Below are 21,597 nucleotides of genomic sequence, written 5' to 3'. Positions count from 1 at the left end.
AGGTTATTCCTGCCCGCTTAACTTGGTATTTTTAAACTTAATCAGCGTGCGTCTTTCTTTTTTATCCGGCCGGCGATCAGGATGAGGCATAGTTAATGCATTCATTTTTCGAGCAATTGCCATTTTTTCCCGGTTAGTAATACTCGCTTCCGTCTCTTGGTAAAGTTGTTGCGCCTCCGGCGCACCGCGCCGATGATTGCTTAGTGCAAGAACTTCAACTATACGTTCATCATTACCTTGACGCAGTTTAATTGCAGCCCCTAGTTCAACCAATTTACTCGGTTTACTTCTTTGACCATTATAGTGAACTTTACCACCATCTATCATTTCCCGTGCAATAGCCCGTGTTTTATAAAAACGAGCCGCCCACAGCCACTTATCCAGACGGACAGCTTGATCGGAGTCTGAATTACCCTTCATTTTTCCTCTCACTATCAGCTTTGGCAAATAAAACAGAGCGTGACTACTCCCCGCCGTAAAAAACGTCGAGGCTTCCCACTTCTCAGGCCGCCACCGTCTTTATGACGGATTTACGCTGGCCTCTGTGGGCAGAAACGACGAGTCCCGCCGCCTGTAATTCCAGTATGCCCTTGCGCTGGATGTTGAGCGCCGCATTGATATCGCGGTCATGTTCAACACCACAGCAAGGGCATTGCCAGATCCGCTTACGCAGCGGCATTTCCAGCTCTTTGTGACCGCAGCAATGACAGGTTTTCGAGCTGGCGAACCACTGATCCAGTTTGACCAGATGGACACCTGCCGCTGCGGCTTTGTATTCCAGTTTCTTGATGAAGCTATTCCAGCCCGCATCCCCGATAGCGCGAGCAATGTGGTGATTTTTCATCATGTTGGCCGATTTCAGTCTCTCCACAATTACCGCTTGGTTTTCGTCAACAATTGAACGAGAGAGTTTATGTTGAAAATCGGCACGGGCATTGGCTACCCGCTCATGGACTGCCGCCAGACGTAATCGAGCCTTACCGCGGTTAGAGCTGCCCTGTTGTTTGCGGGACAGCGATTTCTGCTTTCGACGCAGGTTACGGGTGGCGTTGATAAGGTGACGGGGGTTATTGACCTTCTCCCCGGTCGACTCGATAAGATAGTGGGATAAACCCATATCGCAACCGGTCACGCGGATGATAACGCCCGGCGTTTCCGGCGCATCTTTGCCATCGTCACACAGGATAGCGGCGAAATATTTTCCCGTGGCGGTTCGAGAGAGCGTAATGCTCTTCACTTCCCCTGTAATTTCTCGGTGTATGCGTGCTTCTATCGGTGACAATTTCGGGATCTTCACCGCGCCCTCCAGCACTTTCACCCCAACACAGTGATAGCTGGATTGCTTGCCCTGTTTGCGTTTGAACGTGGGAAATTGGGCGCGCAACTTCGGATTGAAGAAATTATCAAACGCGGTATGCAGATTGAGCACCGCCTGCTGTAACGCGATGGCGTCATATGCCTTGAGCCAGGCGTACTTGCGGGATTGCTTCGCGACCGCCAGGAGCGGCTTGAGGTCTTTGCGCGGATTTAAACTCACACCGTGACGTTTGTAAGCCTGCTTTTTAATGTGCAGCGCCTTGTTGTACGCAAAACGGACCGCACCGAACTGGCCGTTAAGATACCCGGCCTGTTCGGGTGTGGGGTAGATGCGGACTTTGGTCGCTCTTAACATATTCAGCGCTCATGGAGATAGTGCATTCATTTTAGCCTGTTTTACAGGCAGATATCAATTCAACCAAGATACGTCACAGTAGCCAGCCCTAAAGCCCTTTGAGCTTTTCGCCTGATATCCCCGCCCGCACTGGGCAAGGGTTTACGGCGATTTTTGCTAACATACCATTGTCGATTATCGCCAATGCGTAGGAGGAAAAAGTGTATTAAAACAGTTATCGTAATATTGACTGATTTTGTTTATACGTTGTTTATTCTGCCGATTTTTCTTAATAACCAGCACAAAATTAATGATTAAGGTCGTAAAAAGAGCCAAGAATAAAATAGTGGTACCAATACAACGAGCAAGTGTCATGGTATCTAGTTCATTATGCAGCACAATCCGGCGGGTTCCATTACTATCCACGGACAATTCCGTGACAATTCCCGTTGTCTCAAAGGGTGTTTGCAATACCATATCCGATAACCGCTGTAACTCACGCCATTGTTCCAACGCACTATGATCTTCCAACACACTATGGTCTTCCAACGCACTATGGTCATAAGAGATGATGGCTGGCGTTATATACTCAACCAGTTGTTTGCCTTCATCACTGATAAGTAGAACTCCGCCAGGAGAAGGGCTATTAAGCAGCATTGCAACTTTATCTATTTCCCGGTAGATAAATGATGATGTCGTCGCATCAACCAATTTCCCTAAAGCTTCAGCACCTGCCGGGCGCAATAAAACATGAGTGCCATCCAGCTTGCCACTTTCTGCATTCTTTAACAAAGTTAGCCAATCAATAGCACTACCCAGGTTAACCAAAGCATTTTTCAATCGTAAACAGTCTGTTTCTTTTTCACATAATTTTTTAGTTTTCAATACAATATCAGAGAAATCTTCCAATAAGATCATACTAGATTTGAAAATCTCCTGAGTAAGGTCTGGATTTATTACATCGTCATTTTCCTGTAAACGTAATTGTTTATTAACAGTCGCGATCAGTTTAGCTGCATTTTCTATAATTTCTGATTCTGGTATTGGCAGTGGATTAACCCTATTCCAATATATCCCCGAACAATCGAACGGAGAAAAATAGGTGTCGCCTTTACCGTTCATATTGTTTGGGGGCATATAACACATACCAACCCCTTTTGCTTTTAGGATATCCCCAACTCGCAATTCCATCCCTTCTATCATATTAGCGTCAGTGATAACTTTTGTGATGCTGCCACGAAACCAAGCAAAACTGAGTTTCATCGGTACACTAACCGGCTGATAAAAATAGAGTAGTAACATAATAAGCAAGCAGCTAACGATCATCATGAGATTTTTTCCATAACGACGATAAGGGTAATTTTTCTCTTCATCATGCAAAGAGAGATAATGCCCTTGCCTGACTACCTGACCGTTAGTGTAAATATCAATATTGGTTTTCTGATCAAAATAGTGAGCAACATAGGGCTCCCAATGAGGAGGATAGATTAAATCAATCCCACCAAGAGAAATATTACTCATTTGTCCTTGTTCAAATTCGCCAAATAATCCCCATCGTTTTGGTATACCGGTAAGACAGTGAATATCCTGGCGCCTGCATATTGAAAGTGGGCAAAGTAATGGCCAAAAACTGACAACGACTAAACTACCTGCAATCAACATCAGCCACGGCAAAAGCAGTGCCGGTGAAAGTAACGCAAGAAACCAAATGAAAAATCCGAAACACAAAAACCCCCCCTCCCAAATACCCGATGAGTGATTCAACCGGTATTCCTCCAATGTCTCTTTACGAATATTTTGTAACTTTACGCTGGTTTCACCATTTTTTTGGATCGATGCCTGCTGATGAGATATATCTGAGATTACCGGAGCAGAAGGAAAATCCTGTTGAAAATCTTTCAGAAAGTGACCATTAATCGAAATAACCAGTGGTATTGTCGCGGTGTGAACAACATCAATAATATTCTGCTGTTTAATGAAAGGCTCAAGGAAAAACGGCAAATGAATTTCTGCCATATCAATATAATAACGCCAGCTATGTCGTTCATCTGAGGCAACAGAAAACCGGGTAATAGAATGACAGATAGTATAAACCATATCATTTTTACCCATCAGAATTGGCCAACTTGTTTTATTAATACGGTCTGTTACAACTGGCGGCAACTCTCGATTCAGATAACATTCAATAGCCTGGTATTCATCAGCATTAAGTTTACGATAGGTTGGTTCTGCAACAGAAGGCAGATAACGGGCGCTATCATGTAGCTTCCATTTGAAAATCAGAAAGGAAGCTATGACAATCAGGCTAATTATCAAGATAGCCAATATAACGACTGTTACGCTCATTTTATCCCTATACCTATGACAATCTTGATATTGTTGTTTGCAAATTAGCAACTACACGTTAAGTTCTGAATTAGGTTATTTCTGTTTATTTTTTTAATTTATTTTACAATGAGTTACATAATAACGCACTAAACTATATACAACATAGATCTATTTCCAAAGAGGATAAAGATAACAGTAACAACAATAACCAGCGATAATCACTATCATTTATCAAAAGAATCGGCCATATTTAGTCAAGCTATGGAGTGTACCTAATTTCATCATAAAATATAAGGTTAATGAAATAATTTATGACGTAATAATGCACAGGCACTCAACTCAACCAATATTAAACCATCAGGGGCAATTATGAATGACCTGAAAAACCCTAAAATCCTAAACATAGAGGACATTGCCCATTCACGTTTATTTCATATTCAGTCAGTTGATCTCGAATTCAGTAACGGTGTAAAACGCGTTTATGAACGGATGCGTCCGGCCAATCGGGAAGCTGTTCTGATAATCCCGGTCATTGGGGATGAATTGTTACTTATTCGTGAGTATGCAGTCGGCATTGAACAGTACGAATTGGGCTTTCCTAAAGGCGCGATCGACCCTGGGGAAAGTATCTTCGAAGCAGCTAACCGTGAATTAAAAGAAGAAGTCAGCTTTGGTGCCAGAAAAATAGAACAATTAGCCAAACTCACTATGGCCCCATCCTATTTTTCCAGCAAAATGAACATTGTTATTGCCGAAAATCTCTATCCAGAAAGCCTGGAAGGGGACGAACCTGAACCACTACCACAAATACGTTGGCCGATAGCAGATATGATGTCATTACTGGATCACGCTGATTTCAACGAAGCACGCAATGTCTGCGCCCTATTTCTGGCACAAAAATACTTAACACACCGTTGAAGTTCACAGGCACAACAGCGCTTCGTTGTGCCTGTTTTATCATCAGAATAACTCCTGACTTTCACCATTCTCAATTAAAGTTGTGCCAACTTCTTGCACTGCACTCTCTGTAGGTTGAGTGCCGTCAATGAAGTATTCACTACGGGTATCGCCGCCGCCGCCGCCAGCAAGTTTACCTGTTTTACGATCTATCACGGCAGAAACAATCCCCGGAGGAGGTGTAACTTCTTTTTCAGGAACCCCCTCCAGCGCAATTTTCATAAAATCATCCCAAATTGGCTGCGCACTCTTAGCACCCGCCTCACCGCCACTGGCTGCTGTACGGCCAAGGCTTCTACGATGGTCATCAAAACCAATCCAAACCGTCGTGACAATATCCGGCCCATAACCTGAGAACCAAGCATCTTTTGAACTATTAGTTGTCCCAGTTTTGCCACCAATATCACGACGTTTCAGATCGCGTGAAGCACGCCAACCCGTACCTGACCAACCCGGCTCACCAAAGATATTGCTATTCAAAGCATCATGGATCAAAAATGCCAACTGAGTACTGATAACATGAGGAGCATATTCTTGCGCACCTTCACGGCTATCAATTACCGGAGCTCTTTCCAATTCAGGTAACGGCAATATCTCTTGTTGGCTGACATGAGATTGAGCAACATTCTCAATCGAGTTTTCAGAAAGTTCGATTGAACGTACCGTATCCCCATAAATTACTGGAATATCGCACTGCGGACATGCAATTTTAGGTTTAGCCTCAAAGAGAACATCGCCATCTTCGTTTTCAATCTTAGTAATAAAGTAAGGATCGATCAGATAGCCACCATTGGACATAACCGAATACCCTCGTACCATTTGCATTGGTGTGAATGATGGCGAGCCCAAAGCCAGAGATTCTGTTCGTACTATATTTTGTGCCGGGAAACCAAATCGTTGCAGGTAATCAGCGGCATAATCGACTCCCATTGCTCGCATTGCTCGAACCATCACGACGTTCTTCGATTGCCCTAATCCCTGACGCAAACGGATTGGCCCAACATAAGTCGGTGGTGAGTTTTTCGGACGCCAGTCAGTACCGGCTCCTGCATCCCAACGACTAATTGGTAAGTCATTCAGCAATGAAGCCAATGTCAGCCCTTTATCCATCGCTGCGGTATAGAGAAATGGTTTAATATTAGAACCAATTTGACGTAATGACTGAGTGACACGGTTAAATTTACTCAAGTTGAAATCAAACCCACCCACCAGCGCCTTCACAGCACCATCATTCGGATCAATAGAGACCAAAGCAGCATTAGCTTCCGGCACTTGTGCCAACCACCAAATATCCTTTACTTTCCGAACCCAAACCTGTTCACCAACTTGAACCACTTCATTCACACTACGAGGAATCGCACCCTGAGCACTATCAGATTTGAACTTTCTGGCCCAACGGACACCCGCTATGGACAATTCTACACTGCTGCCATCAGGCAACATCACTATCGCCTGATCACTACCCGCTTTGGTCACTACTACCGGCATTAACGACCCATAATTTGGTAAGGTCTTAAGCTTCTTGACAATCTGTTCTCGATCCCAAGCAGGTTCGCCTACTTTCCACAAAACTTCCTGCGCCCCACGGTAGCCATGACGCACATCATAATCAATGAGGTTATTACGAACCGCATCCACGGCAGCTAACTGAAGTTTACGGGTAATCGTGGTATAAACTTTATAACCGTCGGTATAAGCATTCTCACCATAACGCTCAATCATCTCCTGACGCACCATCTCGGACAAATAGGGCGCAGAGAAAGCAATCTGAGGTGCATGATAATTAGCAACCAACTTTTCACTTCTAGCTTGATTATATTGCTGCTGAGTAATATAGCCCTCATTGAGCATACGGCTCAGAACCACATTCCGGCGGTTAATCGCTCGGCCATAAGAATAAAGCGGGTTAAACGTAGAAGGTGCCTTTGGCAAACCAGCAATCATGGCTATTTCACTCAGTGTCAACTCATTGACACTCTTACCAAAATAAACTTGAGCCGCAGCCCCAACACCATAAGCCCGGTAACCAAGGTAAATTTTATTAAGATAGAGTTCGAGGATCTCATCTTTATTCAGCAATTGCTCAATCCTGATGGCCAGAAAAGCTTCCTTGATTTTACGCATCAACGTCTTCTCAGGAGTGAGAAAGAAATTTCTCGCCAGTTGCTGAGTAATGGTACTTGCCCCTTGTGATGCATGACCTGAACTCATCGCGACAGAGGCTGCCCGGATAATCCCTACAGGGTCAACCCCGTGATGTTCATAAAAACGGCTGTCCTCCGTTGCAATGAACGCCTTCACCATAATGGGTGGAATTTCGGACAGCTCAAGAGGCATACGGCGCTTTTCACCATATTGGGCAATAAGCTCGCCATCTGCACTGAACACCTGCATTGGTGTCTGTAATTGAACATCCTTTAATGTCGCCACATCAGGTAACTGAGGCTCGATATATTTGTACATACCAAAAATCGAGGCCGTTCCCAGAAAAATGCAACTCACGACAAAGACTAGAAAATACTTTACGAACTTCACCTGAAATTTCCCATGCCATGTTAGTCGGGTGGTTTATAAACAATCGGCGCGTAGTATAAAGGTTACACAGCACCTTGAATATGGTCTTTTATTAAAATTACTGATATGGAGATCGATATATGTATTCACCAAAATGGTATGTCGGATTGGACATCCAAAATGGCATCCTTCGCGCCGTCGCAGCTATAAAACGCCGAGATGGCTGGCAGCTTCGCCACTGCTGGCAATATCTTTTATCCGACGCTGTCGTGCCAGAGGGCCGTTTACAACGGCCAGAAATATTATGTGATATTTTAAATCAATGGCGTCAAGAATTACCTAAAAAAATCAGTTTCAGACTTGCCCTACCTGTACAACAAACATTGCAGAAGAGTCTGATTTTACCTCCAGATATCAATCTTAAAGAGCCGGAACAAGGCTGGTTTATCAACGCCAGTGCCGAGAAACAATTTCCCTTTAACACTCGAGAACTAGCGCTGGATTACCGTATTATTGAACAAAACGCCTACATCAGCGCCGCTCGCCAGAAAGATCTCAACCTCTGGCTACAATGTCTTGCACAAGCAGGAATATTTCCAGACGCCATTGATATTGCCCCCTGTGCCCTACGCTATATAGCGCAATATGCTGGCGTTCCCGCTGATAGTTGGCTGTTACACAGGCAACAATCTGGTTGGCTATGGGTATCTCCTGCCAATGTCCCCTTCGCTTATGATCTAGTATCAGCAAATACAGCTGTTTCTCCACAGCAGATTATCCGTCAATTATTTGCTTCATCTATGGCTGAACAGCCTGTTTACTACAGTAGCTACCAACAAGAAGCCCTACCTGAAGGAACTTACTCTTGGGATATGTTGACAGCATTTCGTCACTATCAACCACCACTGCCAATCCAACTGATGGAATATGTGATAGCTGGTGGTTTAGCACTCAGACCGGATGATAAGTAACGATGTATCAGGTTAATTTTCTACCTTGGCGCCAAACCCGGCTAAAACATCGTTATCGTTGGTGGGCAATTCTTCTCTTATTGCAATTGATGTTGTGGCTGACAGTGCTCGTCTGGATGTTATTAAAACAACAGGAAACGATTAACCAGTATCAAAGACAATGGCAGCAACTCAACCAACAACAATTATATTTGCAACAACAGATAACTCAGACAGAGGAGGCGGTTAATCTTCACAACAAACTGGCCTATAAATTAAAACAACAACAAACGTGGCTGAAACAGAACCAACAACATTGGCAATTATTCAATGAATTACCTGAATTATTACCGGAAGGAAGTTGGTTAACCGCTTTCGATGATCAGGCAGGTCAATTAAAACTGGTTGCTAATAGTCTGGATTATTCCAGTATGACGTCTCTGCTGGATAATCTTGAAAACAACAGGCAATTGTCTGAAATTCAACTAAAAAAGATGACCACTACCGAACAACAAATTAGGCAATTTATTATTGACGCTAACTGGCAGACGGAGATATCCGATGATAAAAAGTGACTATCTATGGTGGTTTGCCAAACCAACCTGGCTGCTCTTTATCTGGCAGCAAGCTATTATCATGCCATTTCTGATTCTGTTTTATCTTTTCTTTTGGCAAGAAAGAACTGAACAGCGAAGTAGCCTGACACAAAAAATAGCAGCTCAACAAATCAATACCAAAACAGCCAATGAACGACTAAATCAGCTACCGCTATTGGAAGATATACAACAACACATCAACCAAATAGAAAATGGACTCAGTAAGCCGCGACAAAATGAGGTAAAAATTACCGCAATAAAACAATTACAACAGCCATTGATAAACTCTGGCGCACAAGTTCTTGAGTGGCAACGTAAAAAAGAAGGGGAAAAAACGCTCTGGCAAATCACAATTTGTTTGAACTACGAACAGATGCTAAGTTTTCTTGAGGCGTTACAAGCGTTATATCCACCGCTGCTGATTAAACAGCTTTCCATTTCACCATCAGGTGAATCTCTAAACGTCAAAATCACCCTGTCAGAAACCTCACATGAGGAATTTTATGACTAAAAAATTTATTCTGTTTATCCTTTTTCTGCCCGCTATTGTTGTTGCAGAAATAAGAAATCCTTTTGCTCCCCCGATGATAGAGCCAGAAGAGCAATCGGTTGAGTTATTTGATCAATCAGTCAATGAGACCGAAATTCAGTCCCTCTCAACCGTATTACAATATGCAGATGCAGAAAGAATCGCCATGAATCTCAGGCAAAATACGCCCGCACTGATAACAAAAGAAGGTAAAGTTGATTTTGATCCTGAAACTAACAGTTTGATTTTACAGGATACCCCCATCGCCATCGCACAGATAAAAAGCTGGTTGAAAGAGATAGATACACCACAGCAGCAAGTGCAGATTACTGCACATATCGTGACCAGTAGCCGAGAAGCATTACATGAACTCGGCATTTACTGGGGTATGCCGATAGGAGAGCATATTAATACATCAACGGGTATAAACCGCCTCAATATCAACCAAGCAGCCAACGATAACATGCATCGATTTGCGTTCAATATTGCCCGCATTCACACCAGTTTACTGGAAATGGAGCTCAGTGCCTTAGAACAAGAAAACCAACTAGATATTATCGCTAGCCCAAGACTAACCGCCTCACATCAACAGTTAGCCAGCATCAAGCAAGGCTCTGATATTCCTTACATCAGCCAAGAAAAAGAGAAAAGTACCGTGCAATTTAAAGAAGCCGTACTAGGAATGGAAGTCACACCCCATATACTGAGAAAAAACAAAATCAGGCTCTCTCTGAAAATCAGTCAAAACATGCCAGGGATCTCAATAAGTCAAGGAGGAGGTGAGAATTTAACCATCGACAAACAGGAAATAATAACTCAAGTTACTGTAAAAAATGGTGAAACACTTATTCTCGGTGGAATTTTTCAACAGAAAAAAGGCGAGCAAACCCAGAAGGTCCCTTATCTATCGGACATCCCACTAATTGGCTCATTATTCAACCAAAAAGGTCATAAACACAGCCGACGTGAGTTAGTCATATTTATTACACCCCAATTGATGGACATTTGATCAAAAGTAAAAATATAACTATTATATCAGTGAGTTGGATATAAAAAACTTAACTGTTCCGTATGATGATGCGCAGATTTTTCCAACTAATCCTGTTTATAGATTTGACGCTGAGTCCGATTTAGCATACAAGAGTTAACTAATTGAGTGGTCGGGTTTAACATCACAATAATCAGCCAATGAAACCAGAGCTTCCGTCACAAAAAGCTCGTAGTTGATTTATATAGTTGCAAAACTGGCTGATGTACTGAGATAATTTTGTTATCTGATCTCACATTACCGCTCATGAGGTTTCAGTTTAGGTCCCGCTGCTGATTTTGATTAGCGGGGCGGGTTATCATTAACGAATAGTCTTAGTAATACCAAAAACATGGCAGAGAAACGTAATATCTTTCTGGTTGGGCCTATGGGTGCCGGCAAAAGCACTATTGGTCGTCAGTTAGCTCAGCAACTCAATATGGAGTTTTACGACTCCGATCAAGAAATTGAGCGACGTACCGGAGCTGACGTGGGCTGGGTATTCGATGTGGAAGGCGAAGAAGGCTTCCGCGAACGCGAAGAAAAAGTGATTAACGAACTCACTGAAAAACAAGGCATTGTACTGGCGACTGGCGGAGGTTCTGTGAAATCCAGAGAAACCCGTAATCGTCTGTCTGCCCGTGGGGTCGTGGTCTACTTGGAAACCACCATTGAAAAACAGTTAGCACGCACTCAGCGCGATAAAAAACGTCCTTTACTTCAAGTTGATGCACCAGCACGTGAAGTTTTAGAAAATTTAGCAAACGAACGTAATCCTCTGTATGAGGAAATTGCTGATGTCACTATCCGTACCGATGAACAGAGCGCTAAAGTTGTCGCTAACCAAATCATTGAGTTACTGGAAAAAAACTGATTCAAGCAAGTCTGTACAGCGATAAATAATTAAGGCGAAGGCTGCTTATGGAAAAGATCACTGTCACTTTAGGGGAACGTAGTTACCCAATTACCATTGCAAAAGGGCTATTTGATGATCCTTCTGCTTTTGCACCATTGAAAGCAGGCCAGCAAGTTATGCTGGTGACGAATCAAACCCTAGCTCCGCTGTATCTGGCAAAAGTAAAAGCCACTTTGCAACAAGCCAGGATTCGGGTAGATGAAGTGGTTCTACCTGATGGTGAACAGTACAAATCTCTTTCTGTATTAAATGACGTATTTTCTGCCTTGCTGGAAAATAACCATAGCCGGGACACAACACTTATCGCTCTCGGTGGCGGCGTAATCGGTGATTTAACTGGTTTTGCCGCTGCCTGTTATCAACGTGGTGTCCATTTTATTCAAATGCCTACCACCCTTCTTGCCCAGGTTGATTCCTCTGTCGGAGGAAAAACCGCAGTAAACCATCCCCTTGGCAAGAACATGATAGGTGCATTCTATCAACCAGTCTCTGTGATGGTCGATCTTAATTGCCTGCAAACGCTTCCAGCCCGCGAACTCTCTTCCGGTCTGGCTGAGGTCATCAAGTACGGTATCATTCTCGACAGCGTATTTTTTAGCTGGCTTGAAGATAATATGGATAAACTCCTGGCTCTTGACAACCAAGCAATGTCTTACTGCATCCGTCGTTGCTGCGAATTGAAAGCTGAAGTTGTCGCAGCAGATGAGAAAGAATTGAGTGGCTTACGTGCCCTACTGAATCTTGGTCACACCTTCGGTCACGCCATCGAAACAGAAATGGGATATGGTGTCTGGTTACATGGGGAAGCAGTTGCCGCCGGAATGGTCATGGCTGCAAGAACAGCTCAACTTGTTGATAATTTCTTTGAACAGGATACTCAACGTATTATCCGATTGTTGGAACGGGCAAATCTGCCTGTACGCGGGCCACAAAACATGCCACCAGAAGCCTACCTCCCACATATGATGCGAGATAAGAAAGTTATAGCAGGTAAATTACGACTGGTTCTTCCAACAAAAATAGGTAAAGCTGATCTTCGCTCAGATATTGAACACAACTGTGTTCTTGACGCTATCCGTCAGTGTTTACTATGAAAGTATGTAAATTTTAAGTAAGTTGTATGCTTATAGCATTAAATTAAATGTTTTTTTGCATCCATCTGGTTGTTGTGTCATAAAATAACGACTCTATCAGACAAATTTCTATCTTCGTTAAGTCAGCCTGCCGGGCTGACTTCAATTGCAATTGGCAGTATTGGCTCTGTTTGGAGGGCATATGGACGAATTCAAATCAGAAAATGAACAAAGAGCAAATAACGAGTTTAGGCCAGATACCTCAGATCGCCGTCCTTCACGCTCGCGTCAGCCATTAAACAAACCCAAATTTGCGGTTTCACGTCAGCAAATGATGCTCGGCATTGGGATTTTAGTGCTGCTACTGCTGATTATTGCTATCAGTTCTGCCTTAAAAGCCCCAACTGAACATGAAAAACAGCAATCGCCAAATGTTGCCGAGAAGAATATTGATTTATCAAGTTCATCATCCAACAACGATGACAATCAATCCATAACATCAGAGAATACCACTACAGATACAATCAACAGACCACAGGAAATCAATGTTCCTCCTGTCAGTGGTACTTCAACTCAACCTCATCAGCTTCAAACTAACAATGGTGAAACCCAAAATCAGCGCATTGAATTATCAGGAAATATTCCTGATGCACTGACTCAACAACAAAGTAATATAAATCACGCAGTACAGAATCTGAATCAAACCCAACAATCACAGCCAGTAACACCGCCACCGGTGGTACAGCAGAAATCAGAAACACCGGCTAAATCAAAACCATCGACAAGTCATGCTAGTAGTAAAAACAATGTGGTTAGTAGCACCAGTAGTGATCAATTAAAAACCCCGGCAAACCACTACACTTTGCAATTAAGTAGTGCCAGCCGCTCAGATACACTGACCGCTTTTGCTAAAAAGCATAATCTTACCCATTATAAAGTTTATGAAACTAAACGTAATGGAAAAATTTGGTTTGTTTTAATTCATGGTGATTACCGTTCCGTTTCTGAAGCCAAACGGGCCGTTTCATCTCTACCAGCCGAGATTCAGGCGAAAAAACCTTGGGTTAGAACGATGCAGCAAGTGCAACAAGACCTAAGAAAATAAAACAATATTTATTAGGCGCTGATATGCTGTCCTAAACAGAGTACAATCTGCGGCTCTGGAATGATTGAGTAATTAATTGACAGCATGAAAAAAAAACGCGCTTTCTTAAAATGGGCCGGTGGAAAATACCCGTTGGTAGATGATATCAAACGTCATCTGCCAGCCGGTAGTTGTCTGATAGAGCCATTTGTTGGCGCAGGTTCTGTCTTTTTGAACACAGACTACGATTCTTATATCCTCGCTGATATCAACAGTGACCTGATTAACCTGTACAACACAGTAAAACTCAGGGCTGATGAGTTTATCGTCCACACACAGCCTCTGTTTACCCAAGAATACAATACAGCCGAACATTTTTATCAGTTACGGGAGCAATTTAACCAAAGCACTGACCCGTTCCATCGCAGCGTGTTATTCCTTTATCTCAATCGCCATTGCTACAACGGCCTCTGTCGTTATAATTCTCATGGTAAATTTAACGTACCTTTTGGCCGTTATAAAAAACCCTACTTTCCCGAAGAAGAATTACACTGGTTTGCTGAAAAAGCCCAAAATGCGACTTTTATCTGTGAGCACTACCAACACACGTTGAATGAAGCACATAAAGGCTCAGTTATCTATTGCGATCCTCCTTATGCTCCTTTGTCAGCAACAGCGAACTTTACGGCGTATCACACCAATAGTTTTAACATTGCAGATCAGGAAAATCTGGCAAATATTGCATTTAAGTTATCATCAGAACGTGCAGTTCCTGTTTTGATATCCAACCACGATACGCCAATGACACGAAAATGGTACTATCAGGCTTCACTTCATATTGTCAAAGCACGTCGTACTATCAGCAGGAATATCCTTGCCCGCAGTAAGGTAGACGAACTTTTGGCATTATATCGCTGATTTATCCACTCCCCTTTTGCCTGGCAATTAAGGGATGATAGAAACGATTTGGAGAAGATAATGAAAGACTTTCTGATTGCCCCATCCATTTTATCTGCAAATTTTGCGCGGCTGGGTGAAGATACAGTTAAGGTGCTGGCAGCAGGGGCTGACGTTGTTCACTTTGATGTGATGGACAACCATTATGTCCCTAACCTGACTATTGGGCCTATGGTCTGCCAGGCTCTAAGAGATTATGGTATCACTGCACCAATCGATGTTCATTTGATGGTAAAACCGGTTGACCGCATTATCCCTGATTTTGCCAAAGCAGGAGCAACTTACATTACCTTCCACCCAGAAACCAGCGAGCATATTGACCGCAGTTTACAACTGATCAAAGATCATGGTTGTAAAGCTGGCTTGGTATTCAATCCTGCAACTCCATTGAGTTATCTTGATTATGTCCTGGATAAACTGGATATCATTCTATTGATGTCGGTAAATCCCGGTTTCGGTGGCCAATCTTTCATCCCTGGAACACTAGAGAAACTGCGTCAGGTTCGTAAAATCATTGATGAAAGCGGTTATGACATTCGTCTTGAAGTAGACGGTGGCATTAAAGCTAGCAACATTGCCGCGGCAGCAACCGCGGGGGCAGATATGTTTGTTGCTGGCTCAGCTATTTTCAGCCAGCCTGATTACAAAACTGTTATTGATAATATGCGTAGTGAATTGTCAAAGGTATCTCATGGCAAGTAAGGTATTAAAAGGTATTCGTGCTATCGCTTTTGATCTGGACGGCACACTGGTAGACAGCGCCGATGGTTTGGCTGATGCACTGGATCAAGCGCTGTTAGCCAAAGATCTCCCTGCTGCGGGAAAAGAGCGGGTTGCTGCTTGGGTAGGTAATGGTGCAGACATTATGGTCGAACGGGCGTTGACATGGGCCAAAGTCAAATTGACCGCGCAACTGCATAAAGAAACCCGTGAGCTATTTGATCGATTCTATGAAACAACTGTAACAACAGGCAGTCAACTGTTCCCAGAAGTCAAAACTACATTGGCTGAACTGGCAAAACACAATTTGCCAATGGGTATCATCACCAATAAACCAACACCTTTCATTGCTCCTCTGCTGGCTTCTTTAGGCATCAGTGAATATTTCTCATTAGTGCTAGGTGGTGATGATGTTAAAGAGAAAAAGCCACATCCGGCACCTATTTATTTAACAATGGGCACATTCGGACTGCTTAAGGAAGAATTGCTCTTTGTCGGTGATTCCCGTAATGATATTTTAGCAGCACAAGCGGCTGGTTGCCCTTGTGTTGGTTTAACTTATGGATATAACTACGGTGAATCTATTGCATTAAGCAATCCAGATTGCATATTAACGAATTTTTCGGATCTGCTATCCATAATTGGACTCCCATATTTAAAACTTCAGGAAGCATAATAAAATGAATAAACCCACTGTATCTGGAACACTAAACTCCCAAAAACCTATTGTATTCAGCGGCGCACAACCTTCCGGTGAATTAACCATCGGTAACTATATGGGGGCGTTACGTCAGTGGGTTAAAATGCAGGATGATTATGACTGCATCTATTGCATTGTTGACCAACATGCAATTACAGTCCGCCAGGACCCAAAAGAGTTGAGAAAACGCACTCTGGATACACTAGCTCTCTACCTGGCTTGTGGCATTGACCCAGAGAAAAGTACTATTTTTGTCCAATCTCATGTCCCACAACACGCTCAGTTAAGCTGGGTTCTAAACTGTTATACCTATTTTGGTGAACTCAGCCGCATGACTCAGTTTAAAGACAAATCAGCTCGTCATGCCGAAAACATTAATGCAGGCTTGTTTGACTATCCTGTACTGATGGCGGCGGATATTTTGGTATACCAAACAAATCAGGTTCCTGTAGGTATCGATCAGAAACAACATCTTGAATTGAGCCGTGATATTGCTCAACGATTTAATGCCATCTACGGCAATATCTTCTCTTTACCAGAGCCGTTTATCCCAACCGGTGGTGCCCGTGTTATGGCCCTTCAAGACCCAGAAAAGAAAATGTCCAAGTCAGATGATAACCGTAACAACGTTATCGCTCTGTTGGAAGATCCAAAATCAGCCGCTAAAAAGATAAAACGCGCAGTCACAGATTCAGAAGAGCCTCCTCGTGTTCGCTATGATCTGGAACAAAAACCGGGTGTTTCCAATTTATTAGATATCCTCGCGGGTGTTACTGACAAAACCATTCCTGAACTGGAAGCAGAATTTGAAGGCCAGATGTATGGTCATTTAAAAAGTGCTGTTGCTGATGCAGTTTCCGGTATGCTGACTGAGTTACAAGAGCGTTTCCATTATTTCCGTAATGATGAAATCCTGCTGAACAAAATCATGGCAGAAGGTGCAGCGAAGGCAAAAGCCCGCGCTCAGATTACGCTAGATAAAGTGTATGAAGCTGTTGGCTTTATTGCTCATCCTTAATTAAGAGATAAAATGTGCACGTTCACCACGTGCGCATTTCAGGCTACAGAAAAGCAATACGATTGGACAAATTAAAACAGTGTAAAGCAAGCTTAAACTGACCTATTTAAGATATTCCGATTTTTCATATTCGATTATTTAACTGGTTTATTAAAAAGTTTATTCTGCGGTTGAAAATATTATTAAAGCGGTTCATTTTAGAAAACATATTACCTGATTAACCTATTCATATTTACTTTTTTTCGGGGAATATAACCATTAACAAAACCAATTTTTGCTTCTCATTTTCCATTGATAGTTTTATGACAGGCAAATTTTAAGCCATTATTAAAGGCCGTTGTTTCACCTTCTAGTTTTAATTTTAATGGTATAAGGTTTTAACCGTTGTTTTTACCACTTTTAATCATCTGATTTTTATTCGGTTTAATCGGAAGTTCTTTGTCCCCCTGATACCGATGTACTATGACGACCACAACCCACTCCACTTTCATGCCTACTACGATGAACATACGTAAAACATCCTAAAAAAGCCTATTTCTTGTACAGACCAATATCTGATTCACAAAAATAAGTCATTAAAAATCAGTCAACTATAAAAAAAATCATTTTTTTTCTCATATTCACTGTAAGAAATTAATATGTGATGCGACTAATCGAGTGAAGCAAATGCTTGTTTCAGCAAAGCAGTAATTCACCTTCTACACCAATATAAAAGGAACGTTCTATGACTAAACAAACGGCAAAAGCATTACTGGCCCTAGCCTTAGGCAGCGCACTGATTACGGTAGGCACTTCAGCAATGGCGGATTCCGGCAGCAAAATGGAGAAATGCTATGGCGTTTCTCTGAAAGGGAAAAACGACTGTAAAGCAGGTGCAGGCACCACCTGTGCTGGTACCTCAAAAAAGGATTATCAGGGTAATGCCTGGAAAATGGTACCGGCGGGTTCCTGCGTAAAAATGAAGTCTCCGACCTCCCCGACTGGTTTTGGTCAACTGGACGCATTTAAAGAAGTGTAATTCTGGCATCAGGCAGGAGCTCATACGATGACAATTTCTTTACCCTCACATAGCGTCTCTCATGATGCTCCTGACTGTCTCATGCTAAATAGGCTTCCGACCAGAGCAGGGATCGGGTTAAAGCCGGAGCATTTTCGCGCTATCCTGCGCGATAAACCCGACATTGGTTTTTTCGAAATTCACGCGGAAAATTATTTAGTTGCGGGAGGTCCGTTTCATCAAGCACTAACCGCCATTCGCCAAGATTATCCGCTCTCTATTCATGGTGTGGGCATGTCCATCGGAGGCGAAAGTCCTCTAAATCAGACTCATTTACAATGTGTTGCCGCGCTGGTTGAACGCTACCAGCCGGCCGTTTTTTCTGAACACCTTGCCTGGTCGACGCACAACGATCTATTTCTCAATGATCTGCTGCCGCTGCCTTACACCGACGTCACGCTGACGCGAGTCTGCGAACACATCGATCAGGTACAGAATGCGCTGCGTCGCCCCATTCTGCTGGAAAACCCATCCACCTACGTCGAGTTCAGTACCTCAACCATGAGCGAGACTGACTTTATCTCCGAGGTGATACGCCGCACCGGATGCGGACTACTGCTAGACGTGAACAATCTCTATATCAGTGGCGTCAACCATAATCGCTGCCCGCAGAAGATGCTATTCGAGCTGCCACTTCACCGTGTCGATGAGATTCATCTGGCGGGCTATACGGAAAGCCGCGATGGAGCAAACGACCGTCTGCTGATTGATTCACACGACAGTCATGTGACCGGGCCTGTCTGGGATCTCTATAACAAGACCCTGCGAGAAACGGGGCCGATCGCCACCCTGCTCGAATGGGACAGCAATATTCCACCATTAGATGTGTTGCTGAACGAAGCCAGCCATGCCCAGCGTTACATTACGGAGAGCACGAGAAATGCAACAACAACTGTATAAAGCCCTCCTTGACCCCGACCTCATGGTGCCAGAAGGGCTGACAGCTTGGAACGGTAGCGATCCAGCAGTACGTTTTGCGGTTTATCGTAATAATGTCATAGCATCGCTAATCGATGCACTGGCCGAAAACTGCCCCGTCCTTCTCGCTCAGCTCGGAGAGTGCTTTTTTCGTGCGATGGCAGCGGAGTTTATACGTCAACAACCGCCTCCCTCTCCTGTTTTGGCTGGCTATGGCGCACAATTGCCGGACTGGATTGCGACATTTCAGCCGTTGGCAGACTGGCCTTGGCTGAGCGATCTCACCCGGCTGGAAATGTTGTTTATCGAATCACTGCACGCGGCGGACCCTGCCGAACAGACGGCAGAAGCGGCCCCCATTGACGATCCCGCACAGTTGCTGATGGCGCTCCATCCTTCGGTACGGCTCTTCAGTTCAGATTATGCCGTCTTCAGCCTGTGGGCCTCACACCAACAAAGTGAAAACGAGATGATGCTGGACCCATTCCAGCCGGAACATATGCTACTGTGCCGCGTTGACGACGACGTACGAATAATGTTGCTCAGCCGTGCGGAAATGCAGTTTGTTACCATGCTCCAGTCTGGTCGATGTCTTACCGAAGCCTTAGAGATCGCCGCCGGAGAGGATGCAACTTTTGAACCTCAGTCGGTTTTACAACGCATGCAACACTATGGACTGATCCTTTCTCTATATAGCAACACGGAGCGCTAAGATGGCATTACTCAAAACATTAGGGTCAAAAGGGCAACACATTGCGCAGGAAAATATTATTCCCCTTCTGGCACGCATTAGCCTTGCCGCAACATTCTGGCTATCGGGCCAAAGCAAAGTGGTTGGATTAAACATAGATATTCTGGAGACACGCACACCCTGGCAACTAGGGATTCCGCGCGTTACCGACAGCTCCGTGTCGCTCTTTACCAACGAGTACAGGCTTCCTCTGCTACCACCTGATGTTGCTGCTGTCATGGCCGCGACCGCAGAACACTTGTTTCCGCTGCTGCTGATTGTCGGATTAGCGACACGCTTCTCCGCGCTAGCATTAATGGTGATGACGCTGGTGATTCAGATATTTGTTTATCCAGATGCCTGGCCTGTCCACGCTACCTGGCTGACGGCTCAGTTGTATCTGATGACTTATGGCGGTGGGAGGTTTTCGCTTGATCGCCTGATTTACCGCCATCGTACCTGATTCCCCTTCCCTACGTTACTTTATTTTGATTCTCGTTTTCGCCACGAGCGAATGCGGAAGTGATAGTGCGCAGGTCGGCGAGCTGTTGTCTGAAATTTCGGCACCCGTCGCATATTTTCAAATGCAGCATTAGCTGAACATGTTGAGAAAGCACGATTTTTTCATCCAGCGCCTGAGACATCAGGCGTGTAGCTTGGTAACAACTAAGCATTTTTATCCTCCTGGGAAAACCAGCGTTGTGACAAACATTCGCGTAAACGCATACGCGCACGCCAGAGCATCACATTCAGGTTGCTGACAGAGAGCGCCATCTCCTGACAGATCTCCTGAGTCTCAAGACCAATAAATTCGCGCATCATAAATGCCCGTGCGTTTTGCGTTGGCAACTGTGTCAGACAAAGCTCGAAAACCGTCCAAAATTGCTCCTGCTCGGCCGCCTCATCCGGTAAATGCCAGCGCTGAGAATGCTCGTTTCGTGGCCAGTGACCAGACTCATCAAACAGCGCTTCGAAATTTTGCTCATCAACATCATCAGTCAGTTGCACGCTGCTGTGCCGATAACGCATACGCAAGGCGTCCGAGATTTTGTTGCGCAGGATCGTAAACACCCAGCTTTTCCAGGCGGCTCGTCCGGCAAAGGAAGAAGCATTCTTCATCGCCCCTTCCAGCGCCTCTTGAACAACGTCTTCCGCCTGATGAAAATCATTCAACTGCAAGCTAGCAAACTGCAACATCTGTTTATGCAGCATGGAAAAAAACTGCGGATCCCGCAGCAGATTATTGATATCGGACATCTTAGTTTCTATCTCAACAGGATTGTTCGGGATAACCGGGTATTCTGGCGGAATCGTTTAAATTCACTCACATGACTTAGGGACCGTTTGGGGAACGGGGACAATTCTAAATTAAATCTGTTTTTTGTACAGCAGGGGATGTGTCTTTTCCCCAGTGCCTCCTATTTTTCGTTCAACTTCATAGCGTCATGGAGGAGTAAATCTGACCAGTTCTGCCGAGAGAGTGACCATGCAGATAATAGCTGCAATGGCAGAGTTTAAACAAGACTTACTGATAGAGCGCACTCATTCTGGTATTGCACGAGCTAAAGCAGCAGGAAAACACATGGGACGCCGTTCGGTACTTAATGAGGAACAACAACGGGTGGTGATTGAACATCTGAAAGTAGGAAGTAGTGTCAGTGCTAATGTGCACGTTCACCACGTGCACATTTTATTATGGCTTTAGCCAGTTTAAGTAGCGTCAGCTGCTTAAACATAAAACCACCCGCTATGCGGGTGGAGACCCGAGGTTATACCAAGAAAAACACCTTTCCGTTACGATATAGATGTTCAAGCTAATATACGTAACTGAAATAAGGAAAGGTGTTTATGGGGATTAAAGCACAAAGCTCA

Annotated in this window: 23 protein-coding genes and 1 pseudogene; 17 read left to right on the top strand and 7 right to left on the bottom strand. The window is 44.0% G+C overall.

The genetic code is table 11. From position 1 onward, the window contains the following. Positions 1-3 precede the first annotated feature (3 nt). The 3 genes from hslR to CKY02_RS14825 all read right to left on the bottom strand — a co-directional run bounded on the left by hslR (position 4) and on the right by CKY02_RS14825 (position 3,997). Entirely contained in the window at positions 4-420 is a 417-nt protein-coding gene (gene hslR / locus CKY02_RS14835; protein ID WP_112895883.1) for a ribosome-associated heat shock protein Hsp15, read from the bottom strand. A gap of 82 nt (positions 421-502) precedes the next feature. Continuing rightward, entirely contained in the window at positions 503-1,672 is a 1,170-nt protein-coding gene (locus CKY02_RS14830; RefSeq protein WP_112895882.1) for an RNA-guided endonuclease InsQ/TnpB family protein, read from the bottom strand. A 174-nt stretch (positions 1,673-1,846) separates the two neighbouring features. Next, complete coding sequence (locus tag CKY02_RS14825) at positions 1,847-3,997, bottom strand: intracellular growth attenuator family protein (protein WP_112895881.1); 2,151 nt, start codon at positions 3,995-3,997, stop codon at positions 1,847-1,849. Between the two features lie 351 nt (positions 3,998-4,348). On the opposite strand from CKY02_RS14825, the gene nudE reads away from it, so the two are divergent. Beyond that, complete coding sequence (gene nudE / locus CKY02_RS14820; RefSeq protein ID WP_112895880.1) at positions 4,349-4,897, top strand: ADP compounds hydrolase NudE; 549 nt, start codon at positions 4,349-4,351, stop codon at positions 4,895-4,897. A 42-nt stretch (positions 4,898-4,939) separates the two neighbouring features. Here the strand turns inward: nudE and mrcA are convergent, their stop codons facing one another. Further along, positions 4,940-7,471, bottom strand: a complete 2,532-nt coding sequence (mrcA, locus tag CKY02_RS14815) for a peptidoglycan glycosyltransferase/peptidoglycan DD-transpeptidase MrcA (protein ID WP_112895879.1) — start codon at positions 7,469-7,471, stop codon at positions 4,940-4,942. A 119-nt stretch (positions 7,472-7,590) separates the two neighbouring features. Between mrcA and pilM the strand changes: the two genes are divergently transcribed. From pilM to trpS, 11 genes are all read left to right on the top strand, one after another. Beyond that, on the top strand, positions 7,591-8,421 hold the full coding sequence (gene pilM / locus CKY02_RS14810; RefSeq protein ID WP_112895878.1) for a pilus assembly protein PilM: 831 nt from the start codon (positions 7,591-7,593) through the stop codon (positions 8,419-8,421). A 2-nt stretch (positions 8,422-8,423) separates the two neighbouring features. Beyond that, entirely contained in the window at positions 8,424-8,975 is a 552-nt protein-coding gene (locus CKY02_RS14805; RefSeq protein ID WP_112895877.1) for a PilN domain-containing protein, read from the top strand. After that, positions 8,962-9,507, top strand: a complete 546-nt coding sequence (locus tag CKY02_RS14800) for a hypothetical protein (RefSeq protein WP_112895876.1) — start codon at positions 8,962-8,964, stop codon at positions 9,505-9,507. Before CKY02_RS14805 ends, CKY02_RS14800 begins: the two co-directional genes overlap by 14 nt. Beyond that, the gene (pilQ, locus tag CKY02_RS14795) at positions 9,500-10,534 is read left to right on the top strand and encodes a type IV pilus secretin PilQ (RefSeq protein WP_112895875.1); all 1,035 of its coding nucleotides are present in this window, start codon (positions 9,500-9,502) and stop codon (positions 10,532-10,534) included. Before CKY02_RS14800 ends, pilQ begins: the two co-directional genes overlap by 8 nt. Positions 10,535-10,904: 370 nt before the next feature. Beyond that, positions 10,905-11,426: a shikimate kinase AroK gene (gene aroK / locus CKY02_RS14790; RefSeq protein ID WP_011144496.1), complete on the top strand. Its 522-nt coding sequence runs from the start codon at positions 10,905-10,907 to the stop codon at positions 11,424-11,426. A gap of 47 nt (positions 11,427-11,473) precedes the next feature. Then, entirely contained in the window at positions 11,474-12,562 is a 1,089-nt protein-coding gene (aroB, locus tag CKY02_RS14785) for a 3-dehydroquinate synthase (protein WP_112895874.1), read from the top strand. A 181-nt stretch (positions 12,563-12,743) separates the two neighbouring features. After that, the gene (locus CKY02_RS14780; protein ID WP_112895873.1) at positions 12,744-13,646 is read left to right on the top strand and encodes an SPOR domain-containing protein; all 903 of its coding nucleotides are present in this window, start codon (positions 12,744-12,746) and stop codon (positions 13,644-13,646) included. An 84-nt stretch (positions 13,647-13,730) separates the two neighbouring features. Further along, entirely contained in the window at positions 13,731-14,543 is an 813-nt protein-coding gene (gene dam, locus CKY02_RS14775; protein ID WP_112895872.1) for an adenine-specific DNA-methyltransferase, read from the top strand. A gap of 60 nt (positions 14,544-14,603) precedes the next feature. Next, entirely contained in the window at positions 14,604-15,284 is a 681-nt protein-coding gene (gene rpe / locus CKY02_RS14770) for a ribulose-phosphate 3-epimerase (protein WP_112895871.1), read from the top strand. Continuing rightward, on the top strand, positions 15,274-15,978 hold the full coding sequence (locus CKY02_RS14765; protein ID WP_112895870.1) for a phosphoglycolate phosphatase: 705 nt from the start codon (positions 15,274-15,276) through the stop codon (positions 15,976-15,978). Before rpe ends, CKY02_RS14765 begins: the two co-directional genes overlap by 11 nt. Before the next feature lie 4 nt (positions 15,979-15,982). Then, the gene (gene trpS / locus CKY02_RS14760) at positions 15,983-17,020 is read left to right on the top strand and encodes a tryptophan--tRNA ligase (RefSeq protein WP_112895869.1); all 1,038 of its coding nucleotides are present in this window, start codon (positions 15,983-15,985) and stop codon (positions 17,018-17,020) included. 377 nt (positions 17,021-17,397) lie between these two features. Here trpS and CKY02_RS26335 read toward each other — a convergent pair whose 3' ends face one another. Next, on the bottom strand, positions 17,398-17,529 hold the full coding sequence (locus CKY02_RS26335) for a hypothetical protein (RefSeq protein WP_274382173.1): 132 nt from the start codon (positions 17,527-17,529) through the stop codon (positions 17,398-17,400). Between the two features lie 215 nt (positions 17,530-17,744). On the opposite strand from CKY02_RS26335, the gene CKY02_RS14755 reads away from it, so the two are divergent. Genes CKY02_RS14755 through CKY02_RS14740 form a run of 4 tightly spaced genes read left to right on the top strand, consistent with a single transcriptional unit; the run spans position 17,745 to position 20,188 of the window. Beyond that, a complete protein-coding gene (locus CKY02_RS14755; protein ID WP_112895868.1) occupies positions 17,745-18,038 on the top strand; it encodes a BufA1 family periplasmic bufferin-type metallophore in 294 nt (97 codons plus the stop codon). Positions 18,039-18,065: 27 nt separating this feature from the next. Then, the gene (gene bufB, locus CKY02_RS14750) at positions 18,066-18,977 is read left to right on the top strand and encodes an MNIO family bufferin maturase (RefSeq protein WP_112895867.1); all 912 of its coding nucleotides are present in this window, start codon (positions 18,066-18,068) and stop codon (positions 18,975-18,977) included. Continuing rightward, the gene (locus CKY02_RS14745) at positions 18,958-19,707 is read left to right on the top strand and encodes an HvfC/BufC N-terminal domain-containing protein (RefSeq protein ID WP_112895866.1); all 750 of its coding nucleotides are present in this window, start codon (positions 18,958-18,960) and stop codon (positions 19,705-19,707) included. Before bufB ends, CKY02_RS14745 begins: the two co-directional genes overlap by 20 nt. A 1-nt stretch (position 19,708) precedes the next feature. Next, the gene (locus tag CKY02_RS14740; protein ID WP_112895865.1) at positions 19,709-20,188 is read left to right on the top strand and encodes a DoxX family protein; all 480 of its coding nucleotides are present in this window, start codon (positions 19,709-19,711) and stop codon (positions 20,186-20,188) included. 10 nt (positions 20,189-20,198) lie between these two features. Here the strand turns inward: CKY02_RS14740 and CKY02_RS14735 are convergent, their stop codons facing one another. Then, positions 20,199-20,399, bottom strand: a complete 201-nt coding sequence (locus CKY02_RS14735) for an anti-sigma factor family protein (protein WP_112878422.1) — start codon at positions 20,397-20,399, stop codon at positions 20,199-20,201. Then, positions 20,392-20,982: an RNA polymerase factor sigma-70 gene (locus CKY02_RS14730; protein ID WP_112895864.1), complete on the bottom strand. Its 591-nt coding sequence runs from the start codon at positions 20,980-20,982 to the stop codon at positions 20,392-20,394. The genes CKY02_RS14735 and CKY02_RS14730 overlap by 8 nt, the downstream gene beginning before the upstream one ends. Before the next feature lie 190 nt (positions 20,983-21,172). Between CKY02_RS14730 and CKY02_RS14725 the strand changes: the two are divergent. Beyond that, a pseudogene (locus CKY02_RS14725) lies at positions 21,173-21,430 on the top strand (recombinase family protein); the annotation flags it as partial. Between the last annotated feature and the right edge of the window lie 167 nt (positions 21,431-21,597).

Source organism: Photorhabdus bodei, assembly GCF_003287735.1.
Classification (GTDB): domain Bacteria; phylum Pseudomonadota; class Gammaproteobacteria; order Enterobacterales; family Enterobacteriaceae; genus Photorhabdus; species Photorhabdus kayaii.
Note: the sequence above shows the minus strand (reverse complement) of the source record. Positions and strands in the feature narration are given on the sequence as shown.

What these genes read in the sequence shown, in the direction of transcription:
- hslR (WP_112895883.1), bottom strand. Translation starts at nt 420, where the DNA reads ATGAAGGGTAATTCAGACTCCGATCAAGCTGTCCGTCTGGATAAGTGG.
- CKY02_RS14830 (WP_112895882.1), bottom strand. Translation starts at nt 1,672, where the DNA reads ATGTTAAGAGCGACCAAAGTCCGCATCTACCCCACACCCGAACAGGCC.
- CKY02_RS14825 (WP_112895881.1), bottom strand. Translation starts at nt 3,997, where the DNA reads ATGAGCGTAACAGTCGTTATATTGGCTATCTTGATAATTAGCCTGATT.
- nudE (WP_112895880.1), top strand. Translation starts at nt 4,349, where the DNA reads ATGAATGACCTGAAAAACCCTAAAATCCTAAACATAGAGGACATTGCC.
- pilM (WP_112895878.1), top strand. Translation starts at nt 7,591, where the DNA reads ATGTATTCACCAAAATGGTATGTCGGATTGGACATCCAAAATGGCATC.
- CKY02_RS14805 (WP_112895877.1), top strand. Translation starts at nt 8,424, where the DNA reads ATGTATCAGGTTAATTTTCTACCTTGGCGCCAAACCCGGCTAAAACAT.
- CKY02_RS14800 (WP_112895876.1), top strand. Translation starts at nt 8,962, where the DNA reads ATGATAAAAAGTGACTATCTATGGTGGTTTGCCAAACCAACCTGGCTG.
- pilQ (WP_112895875.1), top strand. Translation starts at nt 9,500, where the DNA reads ATGACTAAAAAATTTATTCTGTTTATCCTTTTTCTGCCCGCTATTGTT.
- aroK (WP_011144496.1), top strand. Translation starts at nt 10,905, where the DNA reads ATGGCAGAGAAACGTAATATCTTTCTGGTTGGGCCTATGGGTGCCGGC.
- aroB (WP_112895874.1), top strand. Translation starts at nt 11,474, where the DNA reads ATGGAAAAGATCACTGTCACTTTAGGGGAACGTAGTTACCCAATTACC.
- CKY02_RS14780 (WP_112895873.1), top strand. Translation starts at nt 12,744, where the DNA reads ATGGACGAATTCAAATCAGAAAATGAACAAAGAGCAAATAACGAGTTT.
- dam (WP_112895872.1), top strand. Translation starts at nt 13,731, where the DNA reads ATGAAAAAAAAACGCGCTTTCTTAAAATGGGCCGGTGGAAAATACCCG.
- rpe (WP_112895871.1), top strand. Translation starts at nt 14,604, where the DNA reads ATGAAAGACTTTCTGATTGCCCCATCCATTTTATCTGCAAATTTTGCG.
- CKY02_RS14765 (WP_112895870.1), top strand. Translation starts at nt 15,274, where the DNA reads ATGGCAAGTAAGGTATTAAAAGGTATTCGTGCTATCGCTTTTGATCTG.
- trpS (WP_112895869.1), top strand. Translation starts at nt 15,983, where the DNA reads ATGAATAAACCCACTGTATCTGGAACACTAAACTCCCAAAAACCTATT.
- CKY02_RS26335 (WP_274382173.1), bottom strand. Translation starts at nt 17,529, where the DNA reads ATGTTCATCGTAGTAGGCATGAAAGTGGAGTGGGTTGTGGTCGTCATA.
- CKY02_RS14755 (WP_112895868.1), top strand. Translation starts at nt 17,745, where the DNA reads ATGACTAAACAAACGGCAAAAGCATTACTGGCCCTAGCCTTAGGCAGC.
- bufB (WP_112895867.1), top strand. Translation starts at nt 18,066, where the DNA reads ATGACAATTTCTTTACCCTCACATAGCGTCTCTCATGATGCTCCTGAC.
- CKY02_RS14745 (WP_112895866.1), top strand. Translation starts at nt 18,958, where the DNA reads ATGCAACAACAACTGTATAAAGCCCTCCTTGACCCCGACCTCATGGTG.
- CKY02_RS14740 (WP_112895865.1), top strand. Translation starts at nt 19,709, where the DNA reads ATGGCATTACTCAAAACATTAGGGTCAAAAGGGCAACACATTGCGCAG.
- CKY02_RS14735 (WP_112878422.1), bottom strand. Translation starts at nt 20,399, where the DNA reads ATGCTTAGTTGTTACCAAGCTACACGCCTGATGTCTCAGGCGCTGGAT.
- CKY02_RS14730 (WP_112895864.1), bottom strand. Translation starts at nt 20,982, where the DNA reads ATGTCCGATATCAATAATCTGCTGCGGGATCCGCAGTTTTTTTCCATG.